The sequence below is a fragment of the Sulfitobacter sp. 1A13368 genome, from assembly GCF_043557275.1.
Taxonomy (GTDB): Bacteria; Pseudomonadota; Alphaproteobacteria; order Rhodobacterales; family Rhodobacteraceae; genus Sulfitobacter; species Sulfitobacter faviae.
This window is the reverse complement of sequence record NZ_JBIFFR010000009.1, coordinates 118,984-144,707: the sequence shown is the minus strand read 5'-3', so window position 1 is coordinate 144,707 and position 25,724 is coordinate 118,984. Positions and strand designations below refer to the sequence as shown.

Below are 25,724 nucleotides of genomic sequence, written 5' to 3'. Positions count from 1 at the left end.
GGAAGCTCAAGAGAGTATCTAATTTTTTTTGATATTTGCTTGACCTTCCTCCCGATGGAACGACCAAGTCTGAGGTTGTACCAAAAATGGAGGCCTTCATGATTTTTTCCGTCCCGAAAATGAGCTGTGGACACTGCACATCCGCTATAGAAAGCGGCATCAAGGCAAAGGATCCATCAGCCGTTGTCACGGCCGATCTGGACCTTCGCCTTGTCACTGTCCAAAGCACATTGGAACAGGCGACCGTGCGGCAAGCCATCGCTGACGCTGGCTACGACGCTTCAGCCGCGTAGGATTGTCCTTATTCGGCGGCCCGTGCCTGATCGACAAGCTCGATCATCTGGTCCGCCTGGATCAGGCCCGGCGCAAGACTGTCGCCGATCACAAATGAAGGTGTGCCACTGAACCCCAGAGATTGCGCAAGCCGCATGGAAGTCTGTATGTGTTCTTCGATTTCCGGTCCGTTCATGTCGCGACGCAACTGTGCAACATCGAGGCCGATGTCTTCCGCAGTGCGGAGAATCGATGCTTCCTCTGCGCGTTCCTTCAGTTGCATCATGGCCCAATGAAACTCTTCATATTTGCCCTGGTTTCGGGACGCCAGCGCCGCGCGGGCGGCAAAAACCGACCCGTCCCCCAGAATGGGCCATTCCCGGTAAACGACCCTGACGTTGGGATCAGCAGCGAGCAGGGCCTCCATTTCAGGTTTAACCCGGCGGCAATAGGGGCAGTTGTAGTCGAAGAATTCGACAACCGTGATATCGCCATCCGGATTGCCCAGAACGGGCGCATTGGGATCATTTTCAAGCGTGGCTTTTTCCGTATCGAAAACCTGCGCTGCGGCTTGCGCCTGCAACGCCTGCTGTTGCTGTTCGAACAACTGCGCGGCCTCGAACACGATGCCCGGATTCTCGCGGATGGCTTCCAGCACCAGTTCCTTGATCCGGTCTTCGTCCATGCCGTCTGCAATCGCAGCGATCGGAAGCATTAACAGTGCGGTGGTAGCCAAGAATCTTTTCATTATCCGTCTCCTTGTGAGGCAATATCCTGGGCCGTGCGCTCGGCTTGCGTGGCGCGTTCACGCTCCGGCCATGTTGACTTGATGTATGCGAGGATGTCCCAGATTTCCCCGTCGCTCAGTTGGTCGCCGAAACCGGGCATGCCGCTGTTGAAGTCAACGCCTTGCGCCGCGAGAACCTCGGCGCCCCCCAGCTTGGTGTAGGCGAACAGCATGCTGTCCGCGTGGTGCCAAGTGTGGCCGCTTGCATCATGCGGCGGTGCGGGCAGGCTTCCGTCATCACGCGGACTGCGCCAGTTTTCTTCACCTTCCAGATTTGCGCCATGGCACGCGGCGCAATTTTCGGCATAGAGGACTTCGCCCGCGGCCACATCGGCTGAGGAGTTGATGAGGTTTTCCGCCGTATGGTCGGTTCCGCCGGACCGGGTCCACAGGAATATGGTAGCCACCGCAACGGTAACTACGCCCAACGCAAGATAGACGGATCGCGGGGTCATCCAACGACGATCTTGGTCATCATGCCCGAAGCCGCATGCGACAGCATGTGGCAATGTAGCAGCCATTGGCCCGGGTTGTCCGCCACAAAGGCAATCTCGCGCGTCTGACCCCGTTCAAGAAGGGTCGTGTCACGCAGCGGTCCGAGGGTGCCGTTTTCGGCGACCTCGTGGAAGTGAATGCCATGCAGGTGCATCGCGTGCGGAAACGCCGTGTCGTTCACGATCTTCAATCGTACATTCTGGCCGCGGTCCAGCCGCGCAAGGGGATCACCGTTGATCCCGTCCACTTTGCCGTTGAACGACCAGAAATACCCGGCCTCGACGATCTCGCCGATCGGCTTGAGTTCGCCCCCAAGGGAAGCGGACCTCATCCGCCCCATGGCACCGCCTTCCATACTCAGGCTGAGCATCGTGGCTTCACTCAAGTCGACCATCCTGTGGTCGTTCGGCGGCAAGGCCAAAGGCGCGTCTCGACGATTTTTCGAGCCCCACTCAACGACCTCGAATGTAACCTGGCTGAAGGCCTCTTCCCGGCCGAACTGAAGAATATGAGCCGTTTCACCAACATCCGCGACCACATCGACGATCAGGTCGATCCGTTGAGCCGGAGCGAGGATCATCGGCTCCGTCACCTTAATGGGTGCAGCCAGGGGCATGCCGTCCAAAGCAACCGCCCAACCGTCAAGGCCTTCCAGCCCCAGTTGGAAATTGCGCGCATTGGCAGCATTGATCAGCCGCAAGCGCAGTCTTTCGTTCTTGCGTGCACTCAGGCCCAGATTGAAGGTTCCATTGGTCGTCAGCAGGTTGCCGATGCGCCCTGCGTGGCTGAGATCATGAGGCGCTCCGAAGTCGTCTTTGATCTGCGCGGTTTCGGGGTCAATAAGCCAATCATCCAGGATCAGGACTTCCTCGCGATCAATGTCGAGAGGCTCGGCCTCTTCCACGATCAGTGCACCGTAAAGCCCTCTGCCCACCTGCTCAAACGACCTATTATGGGCATGGTACCAATAGGTCCCGGCATCCGGGACAGTAAAGTCATAGTCGAATGTTTCCTCCGGCTGGACCACATCCTGTGTCAGGCCGGAAACGCCATCCATCGCATTGTCGATGCGGATGCCGTGCCAATGCGTCGACGTTCCCTGAGAAAACCGGTTGACCAATCTGCGCTGGACACGCCCCCCCTGCGCCACGCGAATCTCCGGACCGGGTGAGCCGCCGTCAAAGCACCAAAGCGATGTCTTGCCATAGTTGCCGGGCAGCAGCTGCACGTCGCTTTGCTGGGCTGTCAGGGTCGCGAATGGCGTGCCCGCAAATCCAGTGCTGGCCGACAGACCACTGAACGCAGCAGATGTTGCCAGAAATTGGCGGCGATTGAGCGTGATCATTCGTGGGTTCCCAAGATTATGATTTGTTGTCCAGCAGGTAGGTGGCCATCGCATTCAGGTCTGCGTCGCTCAGAAAGCCCGTGCCATAGCGCACGACTTCGGCCATTGATCCACCAAATACGTCGCCAGACGGCGTTATGCCAGATCGCAATGCATAAGCCATATCGTCTGTTGTCCAGCCTTCGGACACAAGATCGCGCGTCCGGATCGAAGGTGCTTTGCCACCTCCCGGCAAGGCGTCGTTGCCGGAAAACCTCTTCGATACTATGCGTGCGCCTGCAAAGTTCCGCGTTGTGTGGCAGGCAGCACAATGTGCCGCCCCGTTGACCAGCAGCTTGCCCCTGTTCCAAGCATCGCTTCGGTCCGCCTCTGGTGCGGTGTCAGGCTTTGTCAGAAAAGCCGCCCGCCAAAGTTTCATCCCCCATCGCTGATCGAACGGAAAAGGCACCTCATGGGACGGGGTCGGCACATTCACGGCTGGCACGGTCTGGAACGCGGCCCACAGATCGGCAATGTCCTGATCCGTGTAATTTGCATAAAACGGGTAGGTGAAGGTGGGATAATAGGGGTCTCCGTCCGGGGAAATTCCCTGCCTTACCGCTTTTGCAAACTCTTCTACTGTCCAGCCGCCAATCCCGAATTCGACATCGGTGGTCAGATTTGGCGGATAGAATGTCCCGAAATCGGTCCGGAGTGGCGCTCCTCCTGCCAATGGCGCCCCGCCAGCTTCAAAGTTGGTGTGGCACGCAATGCATCCACTGGCGCGCGCCAGATACGACCCCCGCTGGGCATCGCCTTGCAGGGTCAGGTCCGAGACTGGCGCACCGATCGGCCAGGCTATCGTTGCCGCGACAACGCCGATGCCGCCGACGACCCCCGCACCGATGATCCAACGCCACCACCGCATCTGATCACTTGTCCTCTTTGCGGAACTTCTGGTGGCAGGCCGAACAGGTCTGGGCGACCATCGCGAACGCACGGTCGGTCGGCATGTCCGCAAACATCTCGGTCGTCATGGGAAGGTCCGATCCCATCATGCCCCCTCCCATTGCAGGCGCGGACCCGCCACCCATCATCCCGTCAGTGGCGCCGCCCATCATTGATTCGCTACCGTTGCCCTGTGCTGCGGCCAACCCATTGCCTGCGCTCAACTTCAATCCTTCGGCGGCTGTTCTCAACTCTTGCGCAAGGGCCGCGAACTCTTCGCTGTTTTCCCAGACCGACGGCAACGCCTTGGACACTCCGCCACCCGAGCCTTCAGGAAACAGTCGCGTCATTTGCTCACCGGCATGGCCGATCATCGCGCCAGCTTCCCTGCGGACGACATCGGCGTCATAAGGTACCTGACCCCGCATCATGGGTGATAGCGTCTTGAGTGTTTTGGCCATCGCGGACATGCCCTGCATCCGCTCCAGCACCACGCCGGTTGCTCCGGAATGCGCCAAGGCAGCAACGCCGGTCGTCCCGATCGCAATGGCAGTAATCCATATCTTCATGTTCAAGTTGGTCATTCCTGTCAATTGATCCCGTTGGCGCGCTGAAGTTCCCGCACATATGCAACAACCATCTTCACATCGCCGGGCGTGACGCCTTCAACTGGCGGCATATTGCCAAACTTCCAATGGTGCGCTCTGACACCTTGTTTCGCGGCAAGCAAAAAAGCGGCGTCACCGTGATGGCTCGGTTCATAGATCTTGTGGACAAGCGGCGGTGCCACGCCATTCTGTCCGGCAGCATTCGCACCGTGACAAGCGGCGCAAGCGCCATCGAAAACACGCTTTCCCAATTGGGCATTTGCTGAGAATTCAGCAGGCACAACCACGTCTGCAATCGGCGCGCCCTCTTCCGTCTGCGAAAGATCAGGCGTTGTCATTGTGTGGCCGGGCATCGAAGACGATGGCTTCAATTGCTGCCAGATCACAACCGCGCCACCGACGACAAAAAACGCCGCAATCAGGATGCCGGACTTCGACATCAGATTAATCGTACCTGCGTGCCGACCGGTGTCCTTTCGAACACCTCGATGATTTGCTCGTTGTAGAGACCGATACACCCGCTTGAAGAGCGTCTTCCGATCTTGCGCGTATCATGGGTGCCGTGAATCCTGTAGTACGTCCAACTCAGGTGCAGGGCACGGACGCCCAACGGGTTATCCGGCCCGGGCGGCATATAGGCTGGCAAAGACGGGTCACGTTCGCGCATGGAGGGTGTAGGGGTCCAGTCAGGTTCGGGGTCCTTGAACGTGACTGTCGTGTAGCCGCGCTTTGTCAGCTCGTCAGACAAGGGAACCGATGTCGGATAAATGCGCATTTCGCCATCGGCCGTCCAGTGTTGCATCACGCGGGTAACGGTGTCTGCGATGATGATACCCTTGTCCAAAGCGTCAAAGTGGTCTTGCCAAGCGTGTGTACGAAACGATGAGATATTCCTTCGGACACTGGTTTGATCCACCTGCGCACGCAGGATGGACGGGGCCGCGAAAGCTGCCGATGCGGCACCTGCCGTGAATGCTCGACGCGTTACACGTGTTTGCTTGCGGGTCATCATATGGCCTCATGTTGTTGTCTGCCTATCCACTAGACTACCCGCCTGGTCGCATTTCATGAACAGTCCGGGGCCTGATATTATGTAACGATATGTATCCCGGCCAACGGACACGTCTTCGCGCTGCTGCCTCAAACCTCGATGGGTTTCAGGACAACACGCGTGTCGAGCGGGACCTTCTCATAGAGTTCGATGATCTGATTATTGGTAAGCCTTGCACAGCCGTTTGAGACACGTCGACCAATCGTCTTCGGATCCGTTGTGCCGTGAATTCTCAGGTAGGTGTCCCCACGCCCTGGCTGGTAAAGATACAAGGCGCGGGCACCGAGTGGATTGTTCAGCCCACCGGGCACACCGCCCGCAAAACGAAGATATCGGTCAGGATCTCTGGCTATCATGGCGGGTGTGGGCGTCCACCGCGGCCACTTTTGCTTGCGCGCGACATAGAACTCGCCGGATTCATAGAGCCCCTCCCGGCCAATTCCGACGGTATACCTGATTGCCCGATTGTTCGGCAAAGTCCAAAATAAAGCGAACTGGTTCGGATCGACATGTATTTCTCCCGGTTTGTCTGCCTCGGTGAACGGAACCTGGCGCGGCAACTGCTCCGGGGGCACCACAGATGGCCCGACGCGCCGGTCGTGCTCTGCGTCACTATGCGCGAATGCTGTTTTTCCACTCACCGAAAGAGCTGCAACAGAAGTCAGGAAATATCTTCGTTTCATATACTTGCCTCACTAAACTAGTCGGGTTTGAGGTGACGAACAACCCGCGCCATATGTGGCGAGCCTTCCTCTTTCGGGGCTGACTCGGCGCTTTGTTTGACGGGCAGCGTGATTTCAGCGCGCAGACCCCCATCAGTGCGGTTTTTCAGTTCGATAGAACCACCGTGCTCAAGGATGATGCTGCGCGCAATCGACAGCCCCAGGCCATGACCGCCGGTATCCTGTGATCGCGACGTCTCGAGCCTGACATAGGGTCCGAAAACAGCCTCCAGCTGATTGTCGGGAATACCGGGCCCCTGATCGTCGATGGCGACCACTACCTCACTGCCCATGCGTTGCCACGAAACCCTGGCCTCACTCCCGTAGCGGATCGCGTTCTCAATCAGGTTTCTCAACGCGCGCCCCATCGCGCTTGGTTTCACGGATACGATGAGTGGACCTTGGCTGGTCACCTGAACCTTGTCCAAGCCCATACCAGTGATCAGATCGTGCAAATCAACCGATTGGACCTCTTCATGCTGTCCGACGCCCTTCGCGAAATCGAGGGTCGCATCGACCATCCGTTGCATCTCTTCACTTGACGCCACCAAGGACGTGCGCGTGTCTTCGTCGTCCACCATTTCGGCCCGCACCCTAAGCGCCGTCAAAGGCGAGCGCAGATCATGCGCAAGCGCTGCAAGCATCTGGGTCCGGTCACTGACAAATCGCGTCAGGCGATCCTGCATGATGTTGAATGATCGGGTCAGATCCCGAACTTCCTTCGGCCCTACGACCGGCAGATCGCCCTTGGCGGCGCCGCGACCCAGACGTTCGGACGCAGTCGCGAGATCGTTGAGTGGTCCGGTCAATCGGGACAGGAGAAACCAGAAACTTGCAACCAGCAGAAGTCCCGCAGTCAGTGCAAAGGATATGTTGGACGCCAGCGACCTTTGCAGAGGCGGCCGTTCGAACCGCGTCTCGATGTTGAGCCAATTCCCACCGGACAGCGCAATGGACAGCTCCATCTCGATGGCCGCAAGGCTGCCCTGCATCATTTCGGCGTGCATTTGCGCCATTTCCGGTGACAGGTTCGGAAGGGGCAGCAGACCTCCCTCGATTTCATGAACCTCAACCCGGATATCCCGGCTGTAGCTTTCCTGAAGCAGTGCCCGTATCCGCGCTTCGACCGCTCCACCGTCATCGTGTTGTCCGTGTGCAACCGACGGCTCGTCTGTAAGGTCGAACCGTACGAGCGGAGACGTTGCCGCGCGGACGATCTGGGCATGCAATTCCGGGGGTGCGCCTTCAATCAACTGTGCGACATTTGCGGCCCTTCCGGCGGCTTCGGCACCGATGGCGGCCTGAATGGCTAACGAGCGTTCATCAACGAAAAACCAAAGACTCAGAGCTTGCGCGAGGATCAAGACACCGAGGACCAGAAGGGCAATCTGTGCACGCAACGTCCGCGGAAGCAGCTTCATTCGCAAATCTCGACATCGCAGGAAAGACTATACCCCCCATGCCGGACAGTCGCGATGATCTTCGGGCGCAAAACGTCCTCTTCCATCTTCCGGCGCAACCGGCTCACCTGATTGTCGATGGTTCGGTCCAATGGACCGGCGACCCGGCCGGTGCTCAATTTGAGCAGCTCGTCGCGGCCAATGACCGTCCTTGGCCTTTGCAGGAACAGGGTCAGGAGTTTGAGTTCACCGGATGTAAGTTGCGTACGCGAACCGCCTTGGTCAATCAGTGTGCGGCCATCGAAATCCAGCTTTAGGTGTGCAAACTTCAACGTTTTCCCCGCAAAACCATTCGGTTTTGGGATCAGCTGCGTCCGACGCAATATCGCGTTGATCCGCGCCACCAGTTCCTTGGGATTAAACGGCTTGGCGAGATAATCGTCTGCCCCGCCATCCAGACCCGCGATGCGGTCTTCGTCGTCACCCAATGCGGTCAGCATCAGGATCGGAATATGCCCTTCCTTGCGCAATCGCCTGCACGCGGACAGCCCGTCTTCCCCCGGCATCATCACATCGAGGACAATCAGATCGAAATGCGCTTCCGCCAGCCTTGCGTCCATCTCAACTGCATTTTCCGCCGCTGAAGCACGCATGCCGTTGCGTTCCAGATAACTGGTGACGGATTTCCGAATCTCTGAATGGTCATCGACGACAAGGATGCGTGGCAGATCGCTCATGCCGCCAACATAGTCATTTTCACCAAGGGACGCCCATCCCGTGTTTGTAGCCAAATGTAACAGCGCGGGCAGTCGACTTCGGGATACCGAGCAACTATTTAAGGAAGAACATCGAGGAGTTTTAAGTGAACCGACGTGAATTTGGCCTTACGGCACTCAGCCTGGCCTTGGCCGGGCCTGCTTTGTCGCAAACCGCCGCACCCACGTTGCAGGTGACAAAGACACCGACCTGCGGCTGCTGCGGCGCTTGGGTAAATGAGATGATCGCTGCCGGTTTCAAGGCATCGGTCGAGGACGTGGATTACGACACGCTTCAGGTTCTGAAGCAGAAACACGGCATCGCGCCGGAACTGGCAGGATGTCACACTACGTCCGTGGGCGGATATTTCGTCGAGGGTCACGTGCCTGCGGCTGACATCGGGCGGTTGCTGAGCGAAAAACCTGTCGCGCGCGGACTGACAGCACCGGGAATGCCCATGGGTTCGCCCGGCATGGGCCCCCAAGGTGATCCCTATGATGTGCTGCTTGTACTGATGGATGGGTCGACGCAAGTCTTCGCAACCCACGGCTGACGTGTTTGCCCGCGATACGTTCCGACAAAGTTTTTCGCCGACCTTACCATTCGGCAGATTTTGTTGGAACGTATCCGTTCTGAGCTTGGCAAGCATATTGCCGTTCCTGCTTGTCTACATCCTCGCAACGCCTGGTTTTGCGACGCTGCTGCTGACGAATGGGACCGCGCTCTCGCGCTTCCTCCGGCAGGTCTTTACCAATGGGTTTGTGGTCGTTTTCCTCGTGAATTACTTGGGGTTCGTTTCCGCATCGGTCGCGCTGAAGCAGTACCAGCATCGGCCGATTGTTTACCTGGTTTTAGATGGCCTGCTGCGGAGTGTCGCATTCATTGGGGTTCACATTGCCGTCTATGTGATGTCGGCCGATCTGTTCGGCTCGTTCAACGGCAGCCGTGCAACAGCTTTGAGCGTGGTCGGACCAACGCTCGAGCGGTCGTTCATGTTTGGGAACATCTCGGGCGTATATCTCTATGCCCTGGCGCCCGGCACCTTCATCGCGCTTCTGGTGGTTCTGACAGAACCTTCTGGCGAGGCATCGAAGCCTACCATGTTCAGGACAATGAGCATGGCCTTGCTGTTCAGCCTGACCCCGATCCCCCTCGTCACATTCCTGTCCTATGCGTTGGATCTGGCAACCTGACGGGCCAACTTGGTCAACGACCCGCAGGCTGTCATCTGATCAAATTGTATCCGAATGTACCCTTGACCTTGCCTCACTGGAATGTCGCAGAAGAACACGAGCATATTCTGGAGAGCTACATGTCTGACAATCAAAGTCAAAAATCCACCGGTTCATCGAAACTGATGCAGTATGGTATGATGGCCTGTTGTGCCGTTATGTTGTTTCCAGTCGCCGCATTCTTTATTGCAGGCGGCACGATCGCGGGTCTGTGGGGCAACGTCGGCCTTTTTGCGCCGCTCGCACTTTGTCTTGGTGCGCATGTCGTCATGCACAGGATGATGGGAAAGTCGTGTCACGGGTCAAGAGTTGAACAGGCGAACGAGGCGACTGTGGATGCAGAATTTGAAGATGGCCAAGCTCCCGAACGAGAACTGGTACGCGCCCGCTAGAACGCGGCTGACAATCGGAATTCCGATTGCAGGTATTCTGGCCCTCGGCGGTTGTGCCCAGTCGGCCTCGGGCAAGCTTTGCCCACTTGAGCCCCCTTCCGTGACACGGGATGCGGCACACGACGTCATGCTTCCCGTAGGATGTCGCTTGGTCGGTCAGTCTGAAGGTACTACCCACGAAATAGTCTGTGACGACGGCCGGACCGGATGGGCTTTCGATTAAGCGCCAAACCTTGATCCTGCCTCACATTCACCTGCACAGCGACGGTCGCCCACGCCACTACGGGCGCAACCGTTCCAACGCGCTTTGCACGGCTTGACGGCGCGGGTCATCTCCCGGCACCTCCGACAACAGGATTTCAGCGTGTTCAAACGCCGCGATTGCCGGCGCGGTATCACCCAGAACCGAATAGGCATTGCCAAGCCGCATCCATCCATCAAGATCGTCAGGCTCATCTTCCAGCCGCGTGGCCAGCCGTTCGACCATCGAGCGGATGAAATCCTGTCGTTCCTCCACACTCATGTCCTGCGCGTTTTCGATGTCTTCCTGTGTCGGGCCGGACGCACTGGTCTTCGGGGCATAGTCGGCCAGCGAGATCGGAGCCTTGCCGATCTTCGCGCCAATCCGGTTGGCTTCGCCAACAAAGCTTTCCATCCACGGGAAAAACCTATCCGCATCGTCCAGCCGGGCCACCAGCGTTTCGTGAGCCCGAGCCTCATCGCCCTTCTGCTCGAGCGAGACTGCCTTGAAAAAGGCAGCACCGGGATTGGAAGGATCCAGTTCGTACGCCCGATCAATCGCGGTGTCCGCTTCAGGTGTCACCACACCTTGCTCTGCGTAGATCAGAACCTCGGCCAACATGGAGAAGACGGCGGAATCGGCCTCCGGTCGTTGTGCGACAACTCTATATGCATCGGCTGCATCCGCATACCGGCCCATTTTCGAATAGGTTTGCCCCAGCAGCATCCAGCCTTCCGAAGGCCCGCCTTCGGGGTCTGAACTGAGCCGGACGTACAGACGATCTGTCAATTCGGCGATTTCCGCCGCTTCCTGCCGTTCAGTGGCACGTTCGGCAAAGGCGACACCTGGGATCTCTGGCGAGCCCATTGCGGAGTAATATCCAAAAGCGAAGACCGGCACGAACACTGCGCTCAGAACGACCATCAAGCGGCCCCCTGCCGCCGGTTTCCCATCTGACAGAACGGACCGGCGCGACTGCACGAGGATCCGTCTCTTGATCTCCTGCTCCGCCGCCGTGGCCTCGGTGTCGGAAATGACACCGCGCTCAAGATCCCGCCGAACCTCATCCAACTGATCCATGAGGACCGCATCCGTGGCGTCAGCCGGGACGGGTGTCCGCGACGACCGATGGCGCAGCGGCAGGCCCATGAAAAGCAGACCTACAACGGATAACAGGGCGAAAACCAACCAGATCATGAACCGTCCTTTGAAGCGTTCTCTTCAATGAAACGCGCAATTTCCGCTTTTTCGTCATCGGAAAATCCCGTTGCGGCAGCCCTGCGCCGGCTTCTCGAAATGACGGTCCAGCCGACAAGCAGCGAAACAAGCGCAAACACGAAGGGCGCCATCCAGAGCGCGAGAGTGGCGCGATTCAGGGGCGGGCGCATCAGGACATAATCGCCATACCGGGCGTGGATGTACGCGATGACCTCCTTGTCGCTGTCACCGGCAACAAGCCTTTCGCGCACCAGTATGCGCAGGTCCCGCGCAACCCCGGCGTTGGAGCTGTCGATGTCCTGATTCTGGCAGACAACGCAGCGCAGTTCCCGTGATATTTCACGGGCGCGTTGCTCCAGTACAGGATCCTGCAACATCTCGTCTGGCTCGACCGCCAAGGCCGTCACCGGAAGCAGCAGGAGGAAAGCAAATGCGATATACCTCATCCGTTCTGGCCCCTTGCTAACGCGCCAGCCTGGATCAATGCTTCCCTGAATGTGGAAATCGCCGTTTCGCCCACGACGGGGCCGACATATCTGAACAACACCGTCCCGTCAGAGCCGACAATGAATGTTTCAGGTACGCCCGAAAGGCCCCATTCAATCCCCACTCTGCCGCTCAGATCAGACCCGATCCTTTCGTAGGGATTGCCAAGCTCAGCAAGCCATTTAGTCGCATCCTCCGGCTTGTCCTTGTAATTGATCCCGAACAACGTCAGCCCGTCCTTTTCGACCATCTGGGTCAGAACCCCGTGTTCGGCCCGGCAGGGCACGCACCACGAGGCAAACACGTTCACGATGACCGGTCGCGGGTTCCCGACCAGATCGGCGCGGGAAAGCCCTGGCGTCTCCAACCCGTCGACAGCGGCCAGATCGAATTCGGGTGCCGGCTGCGAGATCAGAACCGAAGGAATGTTGTTCGGGTCCCGGTCCGGGTTCAAGCCCCACAGAAAAAACCCCCCGAAAATGGCCGCGATTGCCAGCGGAATGAATGCCAGTATACGTCCCATGCCTACTCCGCAGGAAGTGCTGCGGGCGCTGTCGCCTTGCGACGGGGTGCCCCGACGCGCAACCGCCGGTCAGACAGCGAAAGACCCCCACCAAGCACAAGCATCGCCGATCCGATCCAGATAAAGTTGACCAGAGGTTCATACAGGATGCGCAGGGTCCAAGCCCCTTGCGTGCTCTCGTCCTCGGCGGCCGGATTTGCGATGGACGCATAGAGATCACCGGCCATTGTCGATCTGATGGCGCTCTCTGTGGTGGTGGTTTGCGCGACCGGATAGGTACGCCGCTCCGGGAAGAGATCGGTGACATAGTTCCCCTCCCGGGCCACACGAAGCGTGCCACGATCCGCGAAGTAATTTGGCCCACGCACACGTTCGGCCCCCTCAAAGGTGACATCGAACCCACCAATGCTGACCTCTGTACCGGGCCGGACAAAGATGATTTCCTCGGATTTCCAGACCGTCGAGCCGATAAATCCGAACATCGCCATCGCGAGCCCCGCATGAGCCAGTGTCATCCCATGAGAGGATCTGGGCAGGTTGCGTGCACGGCGCACCGATTCCGGGAACGGTGCCTCAAACAGCTTTATGCGCATCGCCCATTCCCGCAGGGTTGAGAAAAACAGCCAGAATGCAAGCATCAGCGACAGATACCCCAACACCGGACCGCCCTCGGCGAGATACCAGGTCACCAATGTCGCGAGCACGGCCAGAACGACCACGAAACGCAACCGCTGCAGAACGCCCGCCAGATCGGCACGTTTCCAGGACAGGTAAGGCCCCAGCCCCATCGCAAAGACGAGCGGCAGCATCACGGGAATAAAGGACGCATTGAAGAAGGGCGGCCCCACCGACAGTTTTTCACCGCCCGTCGCGGCTTCGTAGAAGAGCGGGTACAAGGTGCCGAACAGCACAATGCCGGTGGCCGTGGCCAGCAGCAGGTTGTTCACCAATAGCCCCGCTTCCCGGCTGATCGGCTTAAACAGGCCGCCGGGCTCCATTGTCGGCGCGCGCCAGGCAAACAGAGCAAGGGAACCGCCGATCGAAACGGCCAGCAATCCAAGGATATAAAGTCCCCTTTCCGGGTCGACCGCGAATGCATGCACAGAGGTCAGCAGGCCCGATCGGACAATGAACGTGCCCAAGAGCGATAGGGAAAAAGTCAGGATCGCCAGAAGGATTGTCCAGCTTTTGAACGCATCCCGTTTCTCCGTCACGATTGCGGAATGCAGCAGTGCCGTGCCCATCAGCCATGGCATGAAACTGACGTTCTCAACGGGATCCCAGAACCACCAGCCGCCCCAGCCAAGCTCATAATAGGCCCACCAGGATCCCAGCGCGATGCCTGCGGTCAGGCTCATCCAGGCAGCCAGCGTCCACGGACGTACCCACCGTGCCCAGGCCGCGTCCACCCGCCCTTCGATCAGGGCGGCAACCGCGAACGAAAAGACAATCGAGAACCCGACATACCCGAAGTAGAGAAGCGGCGGGTGCATGGCGAGACCGACATCCTGCAATAATGGGTTGAGGTCCTGACCGTCGTCTGCCGGAGGGAAAACGCGGTCGAAGGGATTGGACGTCAGCAGCATGAAAGTCAGGAAACCGACACTGATCCAGGCCTGCACCGACAGCGTTCTTGCCTTCAGCGACAGAGGAATGTTCGATCCGAAGAGGGCGACCGCCGCACCAAACACCGTCAGGATAAGGGTCCACAGCAACAGGGATCCTTCGTGACTGCCCCAGGTGCCTGCCACCTTGAACAGCATCGGTTTGAGTGAATTGGAATTCTCCACCACGTTCTTGACCGTGAAGTCGCTTGTGACGAAGGCTTGCATCAGCGCCAGAAACGCGATGCCGACAAAGAAAACCTGACCGAACGAGGACCATCTGGCAGACTGCATCCACAGGATGTTTCCGCGCCCCGCACCGAGGATGGGCAGCACACTTTGAACAAGCGCCATGGCCAAGGCCAGTGCCAGCGCGAAATGACCGATTTCAGGTGTCAAAGGATCATCAGCCTCTTCAATGAATTCACTGGATCGACGTCTGTCTAGCAAATCGTCCGGCGAACTGTGAGTGGTTGCTTTGTCACCGTTTGTAACAGGATGCTGTGACAAATGATTACAAAACGGCCCGCGCTTGGCCTTTAATCAAAGCGCTATAACGCCAATGTATCTAGGGTAAGTCTGAAAGGAATGAGAAATGAAAAAACAAGAAATTATTGCGCTTGGCGTGGTGATCGCGGTTGGCATGGCGCAAACAGCATTTGCGGAATCCGACGGGGCTGCCGACAGCAAGCCTGACAGCGGGAATATGTCCGGCATGGCGATGGGCGATGGCGACAATCAGATGGGCATGATGGGCGGGGACATGATGCCGATGATGCGAAAAATGATGAAGATGCATGCCGCTATGATGGGTGGCCAGGGCAACATGATGGGAATGATGGATCGGGACATGATGTCGACAATGATGTCCGGTGGACAGCCTCATGAAATGGCCGCGCAGATGTCCGAAAAAATGCGGGAGTTCGATGCGAATTCCGATGGAGCGTTGACACTTGACGAGTTCGAAGCCTTGCATATGGACGCAATGCGCGCGCGCATGGTAGATCGCTTTCAGCATCTCGATGCGGACGGTAACGGCCAGATCTCTCAGGACGAGATGGAAGATGCCGGTACACGGATGAGCAAAATGAACGGTACTTCCACCGGAACGGACATGGAAGGTCATCATGACAGCGAATAAGGGTCAAGCCTGCGGCACTCAGCTTGATGGGGGCAAATTATGGCCTTCTTTCTGACGCGCCGCGGCGCAAGCCTTGCGATGTTGGCCAGTTCCGTTGCACCTTTCTCGGCTGTCGCCCAGACCGCCGAGGTCTGGTCGGCGGACATGGCAGCAGATGCGCTGCAACAGGACCTGATCCGGATGATCGACGTTCGGTCGCGACCGGAATGGACCGACACCGGCGTTGCCGACGGTACCTGGCCCATCAGCCTGCATGAGGACCGTTTCGCCGAGCGGCTTTTTGCCGCCCGGGAACGGGCCGAAGGGCGGCCTGTCGCGCTCATCTGTGCGACAGGCGGGCGGTCTGGCCGCGTCATGCGAAGTCTTCGGCAGGCTGGCTACAGCGGCTTTCTTGACGTATCCGAAGGCATGCTCGGTTCTGCCGCCGGACCGGGCTGGATCGCGGGCGGTTATCCGGTCGTCAGTGTCGATATGGCTCTGGCGGCGCTGCCAGAGGAATTGAGTTGAAGTGAAACTGTTGAACCGTCGAGAACTGTTGGGCCATGCCGCAGGCTTTGGGGCTGCATTTGCCCTGCCATCGGCTGCATTCGCGGCATCGGACAAGAGGCTCGCGTATCCTCCCCTTCTCGATGCGACGACATCCCGGCTTTTTCAGCTGGAAGCCCGCACGGGCGAGACCCGTTTTGACGACGGTGCCGCCAGCGAAACGTTCGGCTACAACCAGGGATACCTTGGCCCGACGATCCGGGTGCAGGCCGGGGTCGAGACACGGGCAGAGGTGCACAACACGCTTGGCGAGCCGATGTCGGCGCATTGGCACGGGTTGGTTGTTGCCGGTGAGTTCGATGGCGGACCACATCAGGCCATCGCACCGGGAGACACCTGGAAGCCGGTGCTGGACCTTGACCAGCCCCCGGCAACGGCCTGGTATCACAGCCACATTCACGGCGCGACGGCACGGCAGGTCATGCTGGGGCTGGCGGGTGTTCTGCAGGTGACGGATGACGCGGATGACGCCCGTGGATTGCCATCCGCCTACGGGGTCGATGATCTGACCCTTGTATTGCAGGACCGTCAGTTCAACTGGCGCGGACGCCTGAAATACGATCCCGGCATGCACCAGTCCATGAACGGGTTTCAGGGCGACACAATGGTTGTGAACGGTCAAATCGGCGCGTCGGCAGCGGTTCCGAAGGGGATCGTGCGGTGCCGTGTCGTCAACGGCTCGAATGCGCGGGTTTACCGCCTGTCCATGTCTGACAGCCGGTCGCTTCATCTCATCGCGACAGATGCCGGATTTCTGGATCGACCGATTGCGCTGAACCGCCTGACCCTTGCACCAGGAGAGCGCGCAGAAGTGCTTGTGGATTTCACAAGCGGGCGGGACAGTGTTTTGAAGTCCGACGATATCATTAATTCGGCCATGGGCGGAATGATGGGCGGCGGCGGTTCCGGCAGTCCATTCACCGTGCTGCCTTTCGCTGTCGACACAACCCTTCCGGTTCGCATCGACGCCCTGCCCGGCTCTCTGGACGGGCAGTTGCCTGATCTTGCGGTCAAGGACGCGCCAGTCCGACGTCTGTCACTGGATATGTCGATGGGCATGGGGATGATGTTCTCGCGGTCCGGTAACCGATTTTCGATCAACGGCGCGTCATACGATTCGGGAACGCTCAATTTTTCCACCAAACTCAACAGCATCGAGCGTTGGATTGTGCGTGGGGCCATGATGATGCACCCGTTCCATGTTCACGGCGTCCGGTTTCAGGTCCTGTCGGAAAACGGTACGGCACCGCGTGCAGAGAACAGGGGTTGGAAGGATACGGTACTGGTGGATGGTGAAGTGGAGCTTGCGATGAAATTCGAAAAACCTGCCTCAGCGGCTGCGCCCTACATGTATCACTGCCACATTCTGGAACACGAAGACGGCGGCATGATGGGGCAATTCAGTGTTGCTTAGCGCAGAAATCCCTTTACCCTCCGCTGACAGGAACCTTTAGGGGAATCCTATTCCTCGATAGAGGTTTGAGATGAAAACCGAATTGCACATCAAGCGGCTGACCCTCGCCGGCGGGCTGTTGATCGTCATCTCTGCGCCTATGCATTTCATCTTGCCCGAGCAAAGGCCAATTGTCTTCGCAGCTCTCTTTCTTTTGGTGCTCCATGCCGCTTAGCAAACCGCGCCTGCATCGGGTTGGGCTATGGTTGGTGGTTGCGCTTGGCGTACTTTTGATAGCCATATGGGCAATGGGATATGGCCCGGCGATAGCCCGCGAGACTATCGAGGTCTGGATAGAGCGGGCCGGCGCTTTGGGACCGTTGCTCATCATCGTGCTCATGATGGTTTCGATCGTGGCAAGCCCCATTCCAAGTGCACCGGTCGCACTGGTGGCAGGCGCGGCGTATGGTCATGTTGCCGGAGCTGTCTATGTCGCCATCGGGTCGGAACTGGGTGCACTCGTGGCATTCATCATCGCCCGCTATATCGGGCGCGACCACGTTGAGCGCTGGCTTGGGGATAAGGCCGGTTTCGGGTTATTGGGCTCTCAAAATCTGTTGATGTTGACGGTGTTCGCGTCTCGCCTCTTGCCCTTCATCTCGTTTGACGCAATGAGCTACGCTGCCGGTCTCAGCCGCCTGCGCCTTTGGCGGTTCCTGATCGCAACTCTGGCAGGCATTCTTCCAGCCAGTTTCCTGCTCGCGCATTTCGGAGCAGAGGCCATGTCGGGAGATTTCGGCACTGCTGAGTGGATCATCATCGGTCTTGGATTGATGACTGCCGCACCGTTGCTGGTCGCAGCGCTCTGGCGAACAAATCGGTCAACCAACGCTTCCTAAGTCTGAGTATGTCAGCAAAAATGAAAACCGTGATTGCCTACTTTACCATTGACCTTCCCCCACAGGAAGCTGCGACCGTGAATCGCTATGGATACACAAACACCACAACTCCGCCGGGATTTCCTGTACTACGCCACCGCCGGAACGGGCGCGGTTGCCGTAGGGGCTGCGGTCTGGCCATTGCTCAATCAGATGAACCCATCCGCCGATGTCCGCGCGCTGTCCCAGATCCGCGTCGATATCTCCGGTGTGGAACCCGGAACGCAATTGACTGTCAGTTTTCTCGGCAAGCCGGTGTTCATCCGGCACAGGACCGACGCGGAAATCGCGCAGGCCCGTTCGGAAGATGTGCTTTCCCTTCCTGATACCGTCGCCAGAAATCCCAACATATCCGGAGATGACCTGGCCACCGATGCAAACAGGGCAGTGGCGGGAAATGAGAATTTCTTGGTCATGATAGGCGTTTGCACGCATCTGGGATGTGTACCACTTGGTGACGGAGCCGGCGATTTTGGTGGTTGGTTCTGTCCCTGTCATGGCTCCCATTATGATACAGCAGGACGCATTCGAAAGGGTCCGGCACCGGAGAACCTGCATATTCCCACGATGTCCGTTTCGGAAGACATGATACTGACCCTGGGCTGACAGGAGCTTCGCGCATCGCGAAGGCCCATAAAATTCATACGCAGCGTTGTCGGAAGAGTCTTGACCCTCCAGTAACTGGAAGGGTTATGTGTTCAATTGTCTTGAAAACGGGAATTAGAAGATGGCCACGGACCAAGAACATCATCACGACATGACGCGCACCTCGACCGCATCAGACCCAGATACAGCGACCGACCCGGTGTGCGGCATGACCGTCGAGATAGACGAAGACACGCGCAGTGCCGAGTATGATGGAGAGGTCTTTCATTTCTGCTCGGAAAACTGCGAAACCAAGTTTGGCAAAGACCCATTTTACTATGCGTCGGGAAACGCCCAAAAGACACCAGCACATGGCGAGGCCGGTACGCAATGGACCTGCCCGATGCATCCGCAAATCCTGAAGGATGAGCCCGGGTCCTGTCCGATCTGCGGCATGGCGCTTGAACCGATGCTTCCATCGGACGAGCCGTCAGAAGAGTTGTCCGATTTCACAACACGCATGTGGATCAGCGCGGCAGCCGCCGTTCCGCTGGTTATCATGACGATGGGTGAACTGGTCGGCCTACCTGTGCGGGAATGGATCGGACATCAGACGGCTGTCTACATCGAATTCGTCCTCGCAACCCCGATCATTCTCTGGGCGGCTCTTCCCTTCTTCAAAAGGGGGTGGGAATCGATCAGGAATATATCGCCGAACATGTGGACCCTGATCGCGCTTGGCGTCGGGGCTGCCTATATCTATTCGCTTGCCGCAACATTCCTGCCCGGCATTTTCCCCGAAGCGTATCGAAACGGCCAAAGCGTCGGGACATATTACGAAGCTGCGGTTGTGATCGTTGCGCTGATCTTTGTCGGTCAGGTGCTCGAGTTGCGCGCCCGCGAACGGACGGGTGATGCCATCCGTGCATTGCTCGATCTCGCACCAAAAACGGCGCGGCGGATCCTGCCGGACGGGACGGAATATGACGCACCTCTCGAACACATTGTTGAGGGTGACAGGTTGCGGGTACGCCCCGGCGACAGCATACCCGTCGATGCCGAGGTCCTCGAAGGGCATTCATCTATCGACGAAAGTATGATCACCGGAGAGCCGTTGCCGGTCGAGAAAACACAAGGCGACCGGGTCACAGGCGGCACGATCAACAAGAACGGCACATTGGCGATCCGGGCCACACAGGTCGGTGCGGACACGGTCCTGTCCCAGATCGTGGACATGGTGGCAGGTGCAAAGCGGTCGCGCGCGCCGATTCAGGATCTGGCGGACCGGGTATCGTCCGTCTTTGTTCCGACGGTTGTCGTCATTGCGATCATATCCTTCGTTGTCTGGCTGTTCTTAGGGCCCGATCCCGCGCTCGCCTTCGCTGTTACTGCAGCCGTATCCGTTCTTATCATTGCTTGCCCCTGTGCCTTGGGCCTTGCGACGCCCATTTCGATCACAACGGCGGCGGGCCGCGGGGCACAGGCTGGCGTTCTGATCAAAGACGCCGAAGCACTGGAACGCATGGCGCGTGTCGATACCGTCATCGTTGACAAGACCGGAACACTCACCGAAGGGCGCCCCAAGCTGACAGACGTGGTGCCCACGGGGGACAAGGCTGAAAATGACCTGCTGACAATGGCTGCGGCCCTCGAACGGGGCTCCGAACATCCGCTGGCCGAAGCAATAGTCGAGGGTGCGCTGGCACGGGGGCTGACGCTTCCGAACGCAACGGAATTCGAAGCCGTGACTGGCAAGGGCGTGAAAGGCATGGTCGATGGCCAGGTCGTGGCACTTGGGAATCCCGCCATGATGGCAGAGATCAACGTTGACGCTTCGATTGCGGAATTTGCTGCGGACGACCTTCGTGAATCTGGAAAGACAGCAATGCTTGTGGCGATAGATGGCACTTTTGCCGGCATTGTCGCTGTTGCCGATCCCATCAAGGAGTCCACGGCAGACGCCATCGATGACCTTCATCGCCTCGGTCTCAGGGTCATAATGGCAACCGGTGACAATCAGAAAACCGCCGAAGCCGTCGCCGCAAAGCTGGGTATTGATGAAGTCCACGCAGGCGTCTTGCCCGAAGACAAGAAGGCATTGGTGGACTCCCTCAGACAAGAAGGGGCCCGGATCGCCATGGCAGGAGACGGCGTGAACGATGCCCCTGCCCTGGCGGCGGCTGATGTGGGCATTGCGATGGGCACCGGTGCCGACGTTGCCGTGGAAAGCGCAGGCATCACCCTTCTGGGTGGTGATCTTGTCGGCATCGTGCGTGCGCGCCGATTGGCAAAGGCAACGGTGCGAAACATCAAGCAGAACCTGTTTTTTGCCTTCGCCTACAATACCGCAGGTGTGCCCATCGCGGCTGGTATTCTCTACCCGTTTTTCGGCCTTCTTCTGTCGCCGATGATCGCCGCCGCCGCGATGAGCCTGTCTTCGGTCTCCGTCATTAGCAATGCACTGCGGCTGCGACGGGTACGGCTTTAGTCGCAAACTAAGGAGATAGATGATGGCAGGCGGACATCAGGGGCATATGCCGTCCGGCGGCAAGGGGCTGGCGATATCAGCCTAGTTGACCGGCATCTATTTTGTGATTGAACTGGCGATTGGCCTATGGACAGGGTCAATCGCGGTCATCTCCGACGCGTTCCATACCTTTTCGGCCGTGGGCGGTGTGCTGGTCGCCATTGTCGCGGCGCGTATGGCGTTGCGTCCGGCGGATGAAGAGCGGAGCTTTGGCTGGGCGCGCGCCGAAATCATCGGCGCCCTTGTGAATGGCGGCTTCTTGCTGGCCATGGCGGTTGTTGTCATCGCGATGGCTGCCATGCGCATGTCTGCGCCAATTGATCTTCCAACGGGTCCGATGCTGATTGCGGCTGCCGGGGGGCTCTTTACGGAGTTCATTTCGCTTGCGCTGATCTGGAAGCAAAGCAAGGAAGATCTGAACACGAAGGGAGCGTTCTGGCATATCATCCAGACCTTTGTTGGCAGTCTGTTGATCATCGTGACCGCCCTCGCAATCGAATTCACCGGGTTTCTGCTGATCGACCCGCTGCTTGGCATGGCGTTCGGGTTTGTCCTGCTATGGGCGAGCTGGGGATTGCTGAAAGAAGCGGCGCATCTTTTGATGGAAGGCACGCCTCCCGAAGTGAGTCTGCCTGAAATCAAACGTACCCTTGAAGAACTGCACGAGGTTTCCGATGTTCACCATATTCATGCCTGGGCGCTGACAAGTGGCAAGCATGTCTTCTCCGCGCATCTGCGTGTCACAGATCAAGAAGAGGTCCTGCAAACCGCCTACGACATGCTGCGTAAGGACTTCGGGTTCTTTTTCGCAACCCTGCAGATCGAAACACGGTGCTTCGACGAAAGCGGCGCTGAGGCAATCGACCTTTCAGCGGCGAGCAGTAAGACAGGGCATAACGGCGATCTTTGAAAACAGGTCATCGTCGCGGGCAGCAATTCTCATTGTTATCGGGCAAGCGAAATACCCGCCAAGCTTTGCTACCGCACCTTTTGTTATCTCGAACCGGGCATGGTCCGGCTGATCCATTCAGGGGCGCAAATGATACGTTCCCCGGGTCGGATTTGCGATCCGGCCATCATTCACAAGCTTTCGCAAGGCCCGATAGGTGGCCTCGTGCGAAAGGTGCAGCGCGCTGGCAAAATCGACAACGGAGCTTTCAAGCAGGCCCGCCACCATACCGGCATAGACCCGTTCTTCTGCGCGGCGGATGCCTACGATCTCAAGCGCCTGACGTTGCGCTTGTATCTGCTGTGCCGCTTGCCGCGCATAGGCGCGTGCAAAATCCGGATCTGCAAAGGCAGACAAGACCGCCGCTTTGTCGATCTGTACAAACGCCCCAGCCTCCGCCACGACCGCATCGCAGTGGTATCTATCCGAAAACACCGATGCTTCGGCAAGGCTCATCCCGGGCTCGGCACGGTAGATGATAAATCGTTCGCCATCCGGGCCGACACGCTCAAGATGAACGCGCCCGCACTTAACAACATAAAGGCCGCAGGTCCGCGCGCCCTGACGAAAGACCGTATCCCCTGCGGCCCTCGTCAGCGGACGCAAGGCGGAGGGCGGTATGAGATTATAGGGTTCAGGCATCATATGATCCAAATCATATTTCAGGGTCCGATCAGGTACTAGGCTGAATCCGAATACACTCAGGAAAGGCTGGTCCATGCGACTGATACCCGTTCTCTTCGCTGTCTTGCTTGCGACACCCGTTACGCCGCAACAAATGCATTCATCCATGGGTCACGCGTCCGACGCCCCAGGAAACCGGCCAGTCCGCCTTCGCCGCATTGGCCGAAATAGTTGTGCTGCTCCAGGCCGATCCCGAAACCGATTGGGGCGCCGTCAATATCGACAAACTGAGGGACCATCTGGTCGATATGGACCTTTTGACACGAAAGGCAGAGGTCACCCGCATTCTGCGGCCCGACGGGGCACGGTTCGAAGTGCGTGGCAGCCCGCGTGTCCTGTCGGCCATCAACACAATGGTTCCCGCCCATGCACCGTTCCTTGCCGGTGAAACAGGCTGGAGTGTTGCGTCAGAAGAAATGGAGGATGGTGTCGCACTGATCGTGGGTGGCGATGGTGAACAAATACAGGGCCTTGGTTTCTTTGGTCTGATGACAATCGGTGTACATCATCAAGAGCACCATCTGATGATTGCGAAAGGACGCAAGCCGCATCATTGAGCACGCGCCCAAGGCTCATATGCGGACCCAGGCCGCAATGGTCACTTCGCCAACACTACGCTCGGATATTCACAAAGAATCTGATGTCGACACCAGATCCGCAGAATTAACCGTCACACGCCTGCGGGACCATACGATCAGGGCCGCGCCAAGGATAATCATCGGCAACGACAGCAGTTGGCCCATTGTCAGCCCATAGCCCGCCCAATGAACCGCATGTCCAATCGGGTTGTCCTGCGTGACGAACTGCATATCAGGCTGCCGGAAGAACTCGACAAGGAACCTTGCGCTTCCGTATCCCGCCAGGAACAGGCCAGTAAGGCTTCCGGGAAAGCGCAGCCAACCGCGTTTCCAGGCCAGAAAGATCAGGACCGAGCCAAGCAGGATACCCTCCAGAAGAGCCTCATAAAGCTGGGACGGATGGCGGCCACACAGGCCCACGACGCCCGCACAGGACTGGGCCGCCTCGCCGGGGAATGCCACCGCCCAGGGCACATCGGTCGGACGGCCCCAAAGCTCGTTATTGGTGAAGTTGGCCAGCCGACCGAGGAAAAGACCCGGTGGTGTTGCAACAGCGAGCAGATCCGCCGTTGATAGAACGGGTGCGCCGTTGCGATAGCAAAAAAGCAAGGTGGCCACGACCACGCCGAAAAAGCCGCCATGAAATGACATACCACCCTGCCAGACCATGAAGATTTCGACGGGGTTCTGAAAATAGTACTGAGGTTGATAGAAAAGCACGAACCCCAGCCTGCCCCCCACGATCACGCCCAGAATGATCCATGTCAGCAGGTCTTCCAGTTGCTTGGGTTGCAGCGGCGGCGCCCCGGCCCCCCAGACTGACGAAGAGCGGACCAATGCGACACAGATGCGCCAGCCGATAAGGAGGCCAACAATATAGGCCAGCGCATACCAACGCAGGGCAAAGCGGAACGATCCGATATCAACGGCAAAAATCTCTGTTCCGATGTCAGGAAATTGGATAATCGAAGTCAGCATTCTTTGTTACCTTTGCCTGTTTCACACAAGGCCACATTTTGTTTCCCGCAACGGACGTTGGCGCGTTCAACCCTGTTGTCCCCAGCCCAAAGCGCTGTGGTGAATGTGCCATCCTTGCGTGCGGGAGTCGGTTCCGTTGAACCAGAGATGACGCACATCGGCACCCGCGTCCATGTGTTCAGGCGCTTGTATCCCATGAGTTTTGTACTTGTTTGTAACGGTTGGAAGCTCCGCCGCCTACTGGATCCGTCCGTCGCGGGAAATCAGCCGATCAAGGTCGCGCTCCATGATCTGAATTCGCTCCCGCGTCCTGCAACGACCATTGCGCAACCACATCTATGATCACGGATATGTTCATTGAAGTTGCGCGCGCCCGGCACAATTCAACGGATCATGACGGCACATAATGGTGATAACCGGGATCAAAGCAGGACCAGCGGCATCGCAAAAGGAGTTCAGATGTTTATACGGTCCCTCGCAGCGACACTTTTCATCGCTTTTGTTGCATTAGCTGCAAACGCCCCGCCCCTCTATGCGCAAGGAAAGACAATTCCATTCGATGGAAGCTGGAAAGAACAGGGCCTCTTGCGGCTCTTTTCGAACGAGTACGGCCTGCAAGGTCGGCGGCTGGACGTGATTTCCGATGGCACGGTTTCGGTTCTCTGGCGTCCGGTCAGCGCAGCCCTTGGCACCGCAAAGGCAGCAATGTGGGAATGGTCCGTCACGCAGGGTGTTAAGGGAACCGACCTCACACGGCGCGGCGGCGATGATCGCAATCTTGCTTTGTACTTCATATTCGTCGATCCGCAGACCGCAAGCACGCTTGGCCGAACAACGGCGCGCAAATTGCTGCGTGATCCCAATACGCGGGCGCTGGTTTATGTCTGGGGTGGCAATCATGCGAAAGGCGCATTGCTGAACAGCCCCTACTCGACGGGTCTCAAATCGAAAATTCTGCAAACGGCACAAACCGGCAACTTCACCGAGAATGTGAACCTGGATCGCGATTTCGTGCGTGCGTTCGGGGACATGCCAAAGGTTCTGGTCGGTCTTGCGGTGACAGCCGACAGCGATGATACCGACGGAAAGATCCTTGCGGCCATTCAGGACCTGCAGATACGTTAGGTGCTCTCCGGTATTCCGCCAAACCTGGGCGCCGATCTGCAATGTATCAATATATCTCGCCGGGACGCCCTTCCGCAACGGTGGGGGATGTGGGTTGCAGGCCCCAGAAACGGAATACACGGAAACCCATGCTTAAGCGTCTTCAGATGATGGTTGCGCTTGGCGCAGCCACGCTCCCCCTGCCCCTGAGTGCGGCTTCGGTGCCTGTCACCCTGACGCC

At 58.2% G+C, this 25,724-nt stretch carries 30 protein-coding genes; 14 read left to right on the top strand and 16 right to left on the bottom strand.

Annotated elements, in window-relative coordinates; genetic code table 11:
• Positions 1–86 precede the first annotated feature (86 nt).
• Positions 87–293 carry a heavy-metal-associated domain-containing protein gene (locus ACGYK4_RS16855; RefSeq protein WP_081285560.1) on the top strand — a complete coding sequence of 69 codons (207 nt, stop codon included), beginning with the start codon at positions 87–89 and terminating at the stop codon, positions 291–293.
• An 8-nt stretch (positions 294–301) separates the two neighbouring features.
• Here the strand turns inward: ACGYK4_RS16855 and ACGYK4_RS16850 are convergent, their stop codons facing one another.
• The 10 genes from ACGYK4_RS16850 to ACGYK4_RS16805 form a co-directional block, all read right to left on the bottom strand.
• On the bottom strand, positions 302–1,021 hold the full coding sequence (locus ACGYK4_RS16850) for a DsbA family protein (protein ID WP_043847202.1): 720 nt from the start codon (positions 1,019–1,021) through the stop codon (positions 302–304).
• Complete coding sequence (locus ACGYK4_RS16845; protein WP_005619169.1) at positions 1,021–1,515, bottom strand: cytochrome c; 495 nt, start codon at positions 1,513–1,515, stop codon at positions 1,021–1,023. The genes ACGYK4_RS16850 and ACGYK4_RS16845 overlap by 1 nt, the downstream gene beginning before the upstream one ends.
• A complete protein-coding gene (locus ACGYK4_RS16840) occupies positions 1,512–2,900 on the bottom strand; it encodes a multicopper oxidase family protein (protein ID WP_050686572.1) in 1,389 nt (462 codons plus the stop codon). Before ACGYK4_RS16840 ends, ACGYK4_RS16845 begins: the two co-directional genes overlap by 4 nt.
• Before the next feature lie 16 nt (positions 2,901–2,916).
• Entirely contained in the window at positions 2,917–3,807 is an 891-nt protein-coding gene (locus tag ACGYK4_RS16835) for a cytochrome c (RefSeq protein ID WP_009824485.1), read from the bottom strand.
• 4 nt (positions 3,808–3,811) lie between these two features.
• Complete coding sequence (locus ACGYK4_RS16830) at positions 3,812–4,411, bottom strand: cytochrome c (protein WP_009824484.1); 600 nt, start codon at positions 4,409–4,411, stop codon at positions 3,812–3,814.
• A 5-nt stretch (positions 4,412–4,416) separates the two neighbouring features.
• A complete protein-coding gene (locus ACGYK4_RS16825; RefSeq protein ID WP_394457481.1) occupies positions 4,417–4,875 on the bottom strand; it encodes a c-type cytochrome in 459 nt (152 codons plus the stop codon).
• A complete protein-coding gene (locus ACGYK4_RS16820; protein WP_043847205.1) occupies positions 4,875–5,447 on the bottom strand; it encodes a L,D-transpeptidase in 573 nt (190 codons plus the stop codon). Before ACGYK4_RS16820 ends, ACGYK4_RS16825 begins: the two co-directional genes overlap by 1 nt.
• 128 nt (positions 5,448–5,575) lie before the next feature.
• Positions 5,576–6,169 (bottom strand): L,D-transpeptidase, encoded by a 594-nt coding sequence (locus ACGYK4_RS16815; protein ID WP_005619183.1) that lies wholly within the window; start codon positions 6,167–6,169, stop codon positions 5,576–5,578.
• A gap of 17 nt (positions 6,170–6,186) precedes the next feature.
• Positions 6,187–7,629 carry an ATP-binding protein gene (locus tag ACGYK4_RS16810; RefSeq protein ID WP_050672446.1) on the bottom strand — a complete coding sequence of 481 codons (1,443 nt, stop codon included), beginning with the start codon at positions 7,627–7,629 and terminating at the stop codon, positions 6,187–6,189.
• Positions 7,626–8,345, bottom strand: coding sequence for a response regulator (locus ACGYK4_RS16805; protein WP_050672447.1), 720 nt, complete (start codon positions 8,343–8,345; stop codon positions 7,626–7,628). Before ACGYK4_RS16805 ends, ACGYK4_RS16810 begins: the two co-directional genes overlap by 4 nt.
• Positions 8,346–8,470: 125 nt before the next feature.
• Here ACGYK4_RS16805 and ACGYK4_RS16800 point away from each other — a divergent pair, with 125 nt between their 5' ends.
• From ACGYK4_RS16800 to ACGYK4_RS16790, 3 genes are all read left to right on the top strand, one after another.
• Positions 8,471–8,917, top strand: coding sequence for a DUF411 domain-containing protein (locus ACGYK4_RS16800; protein ID WP_043847208.1), 447 nt, complete (start codon positions 8,471–8,473; stop codon positions 8,915–8,917).
• A gap of 97 nt (positions 8,918–9,014) precedes the next feature.
• Positions 9,015–9,557: a hypothetical protein gene (locus ACGYK4_RS16795; protein WP_050672448.1), complete on the top strand. Its 543-nt coding sequence runs from the start codon at positions 9,015–9,017 to the stop codon at positions 9,555–9,557.
• Between the two features lie 119 nt (positions 9,558–9,676).
• Positions 9,677–9,988 carry a DUF2933 domain-containing protein gene (locus ACGYK4_RS16790; RefSeq protein WP_037953520.1) on the top strand — a complete coding sequence of 104 codons (312 nt, stop codon included), beginning with the start codon at positions 9,677–9,679 and terminating at the stop codon, positions 9,986–9,988.
• 280 nt (positions 9,989–10,268) lie between these two features.
• On the opposite strand, the gene ccmI is transcribed toward ACGYK4_RS16790, so the two are convergent.
• Genes ccmI through ACGYK4_RS16770 form a run of 4 tightly spaced genes read right to left on the bottom strand, consistent with a single transcriptional unit; the run spans position 10,269 to position 14,459 of the window.
• A complete protein-coding gene (gene ccmI, locus ACGYK4_RS16785) occupies positions 10,269–11,426 on the bottom strand; it encodes a c-type cytochrome biogenesis protein CcmI (RefSeq protein WP_043847209.1) in 1,158 nt (385 codons plus the stop codon).
• The gene (locus tag ACGYK4_RS16780) at positions 11,423–11,893 is read right to left on the bottom strand and encodes a cytochrome c-type biogenesis protein (RefSeq protein WP_009824475.1); all 471 of its coding nucleotides are present in this window, start codon (positions 11,891–11,893) and stop codon (positions 11,423–11,425) included. Before ACGYK4_RS16780 ends, ccmI begins: the two co-directional genes overlap by 4 nt.
• Positions 11,890–12,456, bottom strand: a complete 567-nt coding sequence (locus ACGYK4_RS16775; RefSeq protein WP_009824474.1) for a DsbE family thiol:disulfide interchange protein — start codon at positions 12,454–12,456, stop codon at positions 11,890–11,892. Before ACGYK4_RS16775 ends, ACGYK4_RS16780 begins: the two co-directional genes overlap by 4 nt.
• Positions 12,457–12,458: 2 nt before the next feature.
• Entirely contained in the window at positions 12,459–14,459 is a 2,001-nt protein-coding gene (locus ACGYK4_RS16770; protein ID WP_043847210.1) for a heme lyase CcmF/NrfE family subunit, read from the bottom strand.
• Between the two features lie 196 nt (positions 14,460–14,655).
• On the opposite strand from ACGYK4_RS16770, the gene ACGYK4_RS16765 reads away from it, so the two are divergent.
• The 8 genes from ACGYK4_RS16765 (at position 14,656) to ACGYK4_RS16730 (ending at position 22,100) form a co-directional block, all read left to right on the top strand.
• A complete protein-coding gene (locus ACGYK4_RS16765) occupies positions 14,656–15,201 on the top strand; it encodes a calcium-binding protein (RefSeq protein ID WP_043847211.1) in 546 nt (181 codons plus the stop codon).
• Positions 15,202–15,240: 39 nt separating this feature from the next.
• The gene (locus ACGYK4_RS16760) at positions 15,241–15,708 is read left to right on the top strand and encodes a rhodanese-like domain-containing protein (RefSeq protein ID WP_043847215.1); all 468 of its coding nucleotides are present in this window, start codon (positions 15,241–15,243) and stop codon (positions 15,706–15,708) included.
• A 1-nt stretch (position 15,709) separates the two neighbouring features.
• Entirely contained in the window at positions 15,710–17,161 is a 1,452-nt protein-coding gene (locus ACGYK4_RS16755) for a multicopper oxidase family protein (RefSeq protein ID WP_043847217.1), read from the top strand.
• Positions 17,162–17,231: 70 nt separating this feature from the next.
• On the top strand, positions 17,232–17,375 hold the full coding sequence (locus tag ACGYK4_RS16750) for a hypothetical protein (protein ID WP_009824469.1): 144 nt from the start codon (positions 17,232–17,234) through the stop codon (positions 17,373–17,375).
• A complete protein-coding gene (locus ACGYK4_RS16745; RefSeq protein ID WP_043847219.1) occupies positions 17,365–18,039 on the top strand; it encodes a TVP38/TMEM64 family protein in 675 nt (224 codons plus the stop codon). Before ACGYK4_RS16750 ends, ACGYK4_RS16745 begins: the two co-directional genes overlap by 11 nt.
• Positions 18,040–18,126: 87 nt before the next feature.
• Positions 18,127–18,684, top strand: coding sequence for a ubiquinol-cytochrome c reductase iron-sulfur subunit (petA, locus tag ACGYK4_RS16740; RefSeq protein ID WP_009824465.1), 558 nt, complete (start codon positions 18,127–18,129; stop codon positions 18,682–18,684).
• Positions 18,685–18,805: 121 nt separating this feature from the next.
• On the top strand, positions 18,806–21,151 hold the full coding sequence (locus ACGYK4_RS16735) for a heavy metal translocating P-type ATPase (RefSeq protein ID WP_394457480.1): 2,346 nt from the start codon (positions 18,806–18,808) through the stop codon (positions 21,149–21,151).
• Between the two features lie 85 nt (positions 21,152–21,236).
• On the top strand, positions 21,237–22,100 hold the full coding sequence (locus ACGYK4_RS16730; protein ID WP_227512169.1) for a cation diffusion facilitator family transporter: 864 nt from the start codon (positions 21,237–21,239) through the stop codon (positions 22,098–22,100).
• Positions 22,101–22,217: 117 nt separating this feature from the next.
• Here the strand turns inward: ACGYK4_RS16730 and ACGYK4_RS16725 are convergent, their stop codons facing one another.
• Positions 22,218–22,859, bottom strand: coding sequence for a Crp/Fnr family transcriptional regulator (locus ACGYK4_RS16725; RefSeq protein WP_108895363.1), 642 nt, complete (start codon positions 22,857–22,859; stop codon positions 22,218–22,220).
• A 137-nt stretch (positions 22,860–22,996) separates the two neighbouring features.
• Here ACGYK4_RS16725 and ACGYK4_RS16720 point away from each other — a divergent pair, with 137 nt between their 5' ends.
• Positions 22,997–23,380, top strand: coding sequence for a hypothetical protein (locus tag ACGYK4_RS16720; RefSeq protein WP_009824461.1), 384 nt, complete (start codon positions 22,997–22,999; stop codon positions 23,378–23,380).
• A 69-nt stretch (positions 23,381–23,449) separates the two neighbouring features.
• Here the strand turns inward: ACGYK4_RS16720 and lgt are convergent, their stop codons facing one another.
• Positions 23,450–24,379, bottom strand: a complete 930-nt coding sequence (gene lgt, locus ACGYK4_RS16715) for a prolipoprotein diacylglyceryl transferase (RefSeq protein WP_050672452.1) — start codon at positions 24,377–24,379, stop codon at positions 23,450–23,452.
• A 357-nt stretch (positions 24,380–24,736) separates the two neighbouring features.
• Between lgt and ACGYK4_RS16710 the strand changes: the two genes are divergently transcribed.
• Entirely contained in the window at positions 24,737–25,504 is a 768-nt protein-coding gene (locus ACGYK4_RS16710) for a DUF3047 domain-containing protein (protein ID WP_231886351.1), read from the top strand.
• The last annotated feature ends 220 nt before the right edge of the window (positions 25,505–25,724 follow it).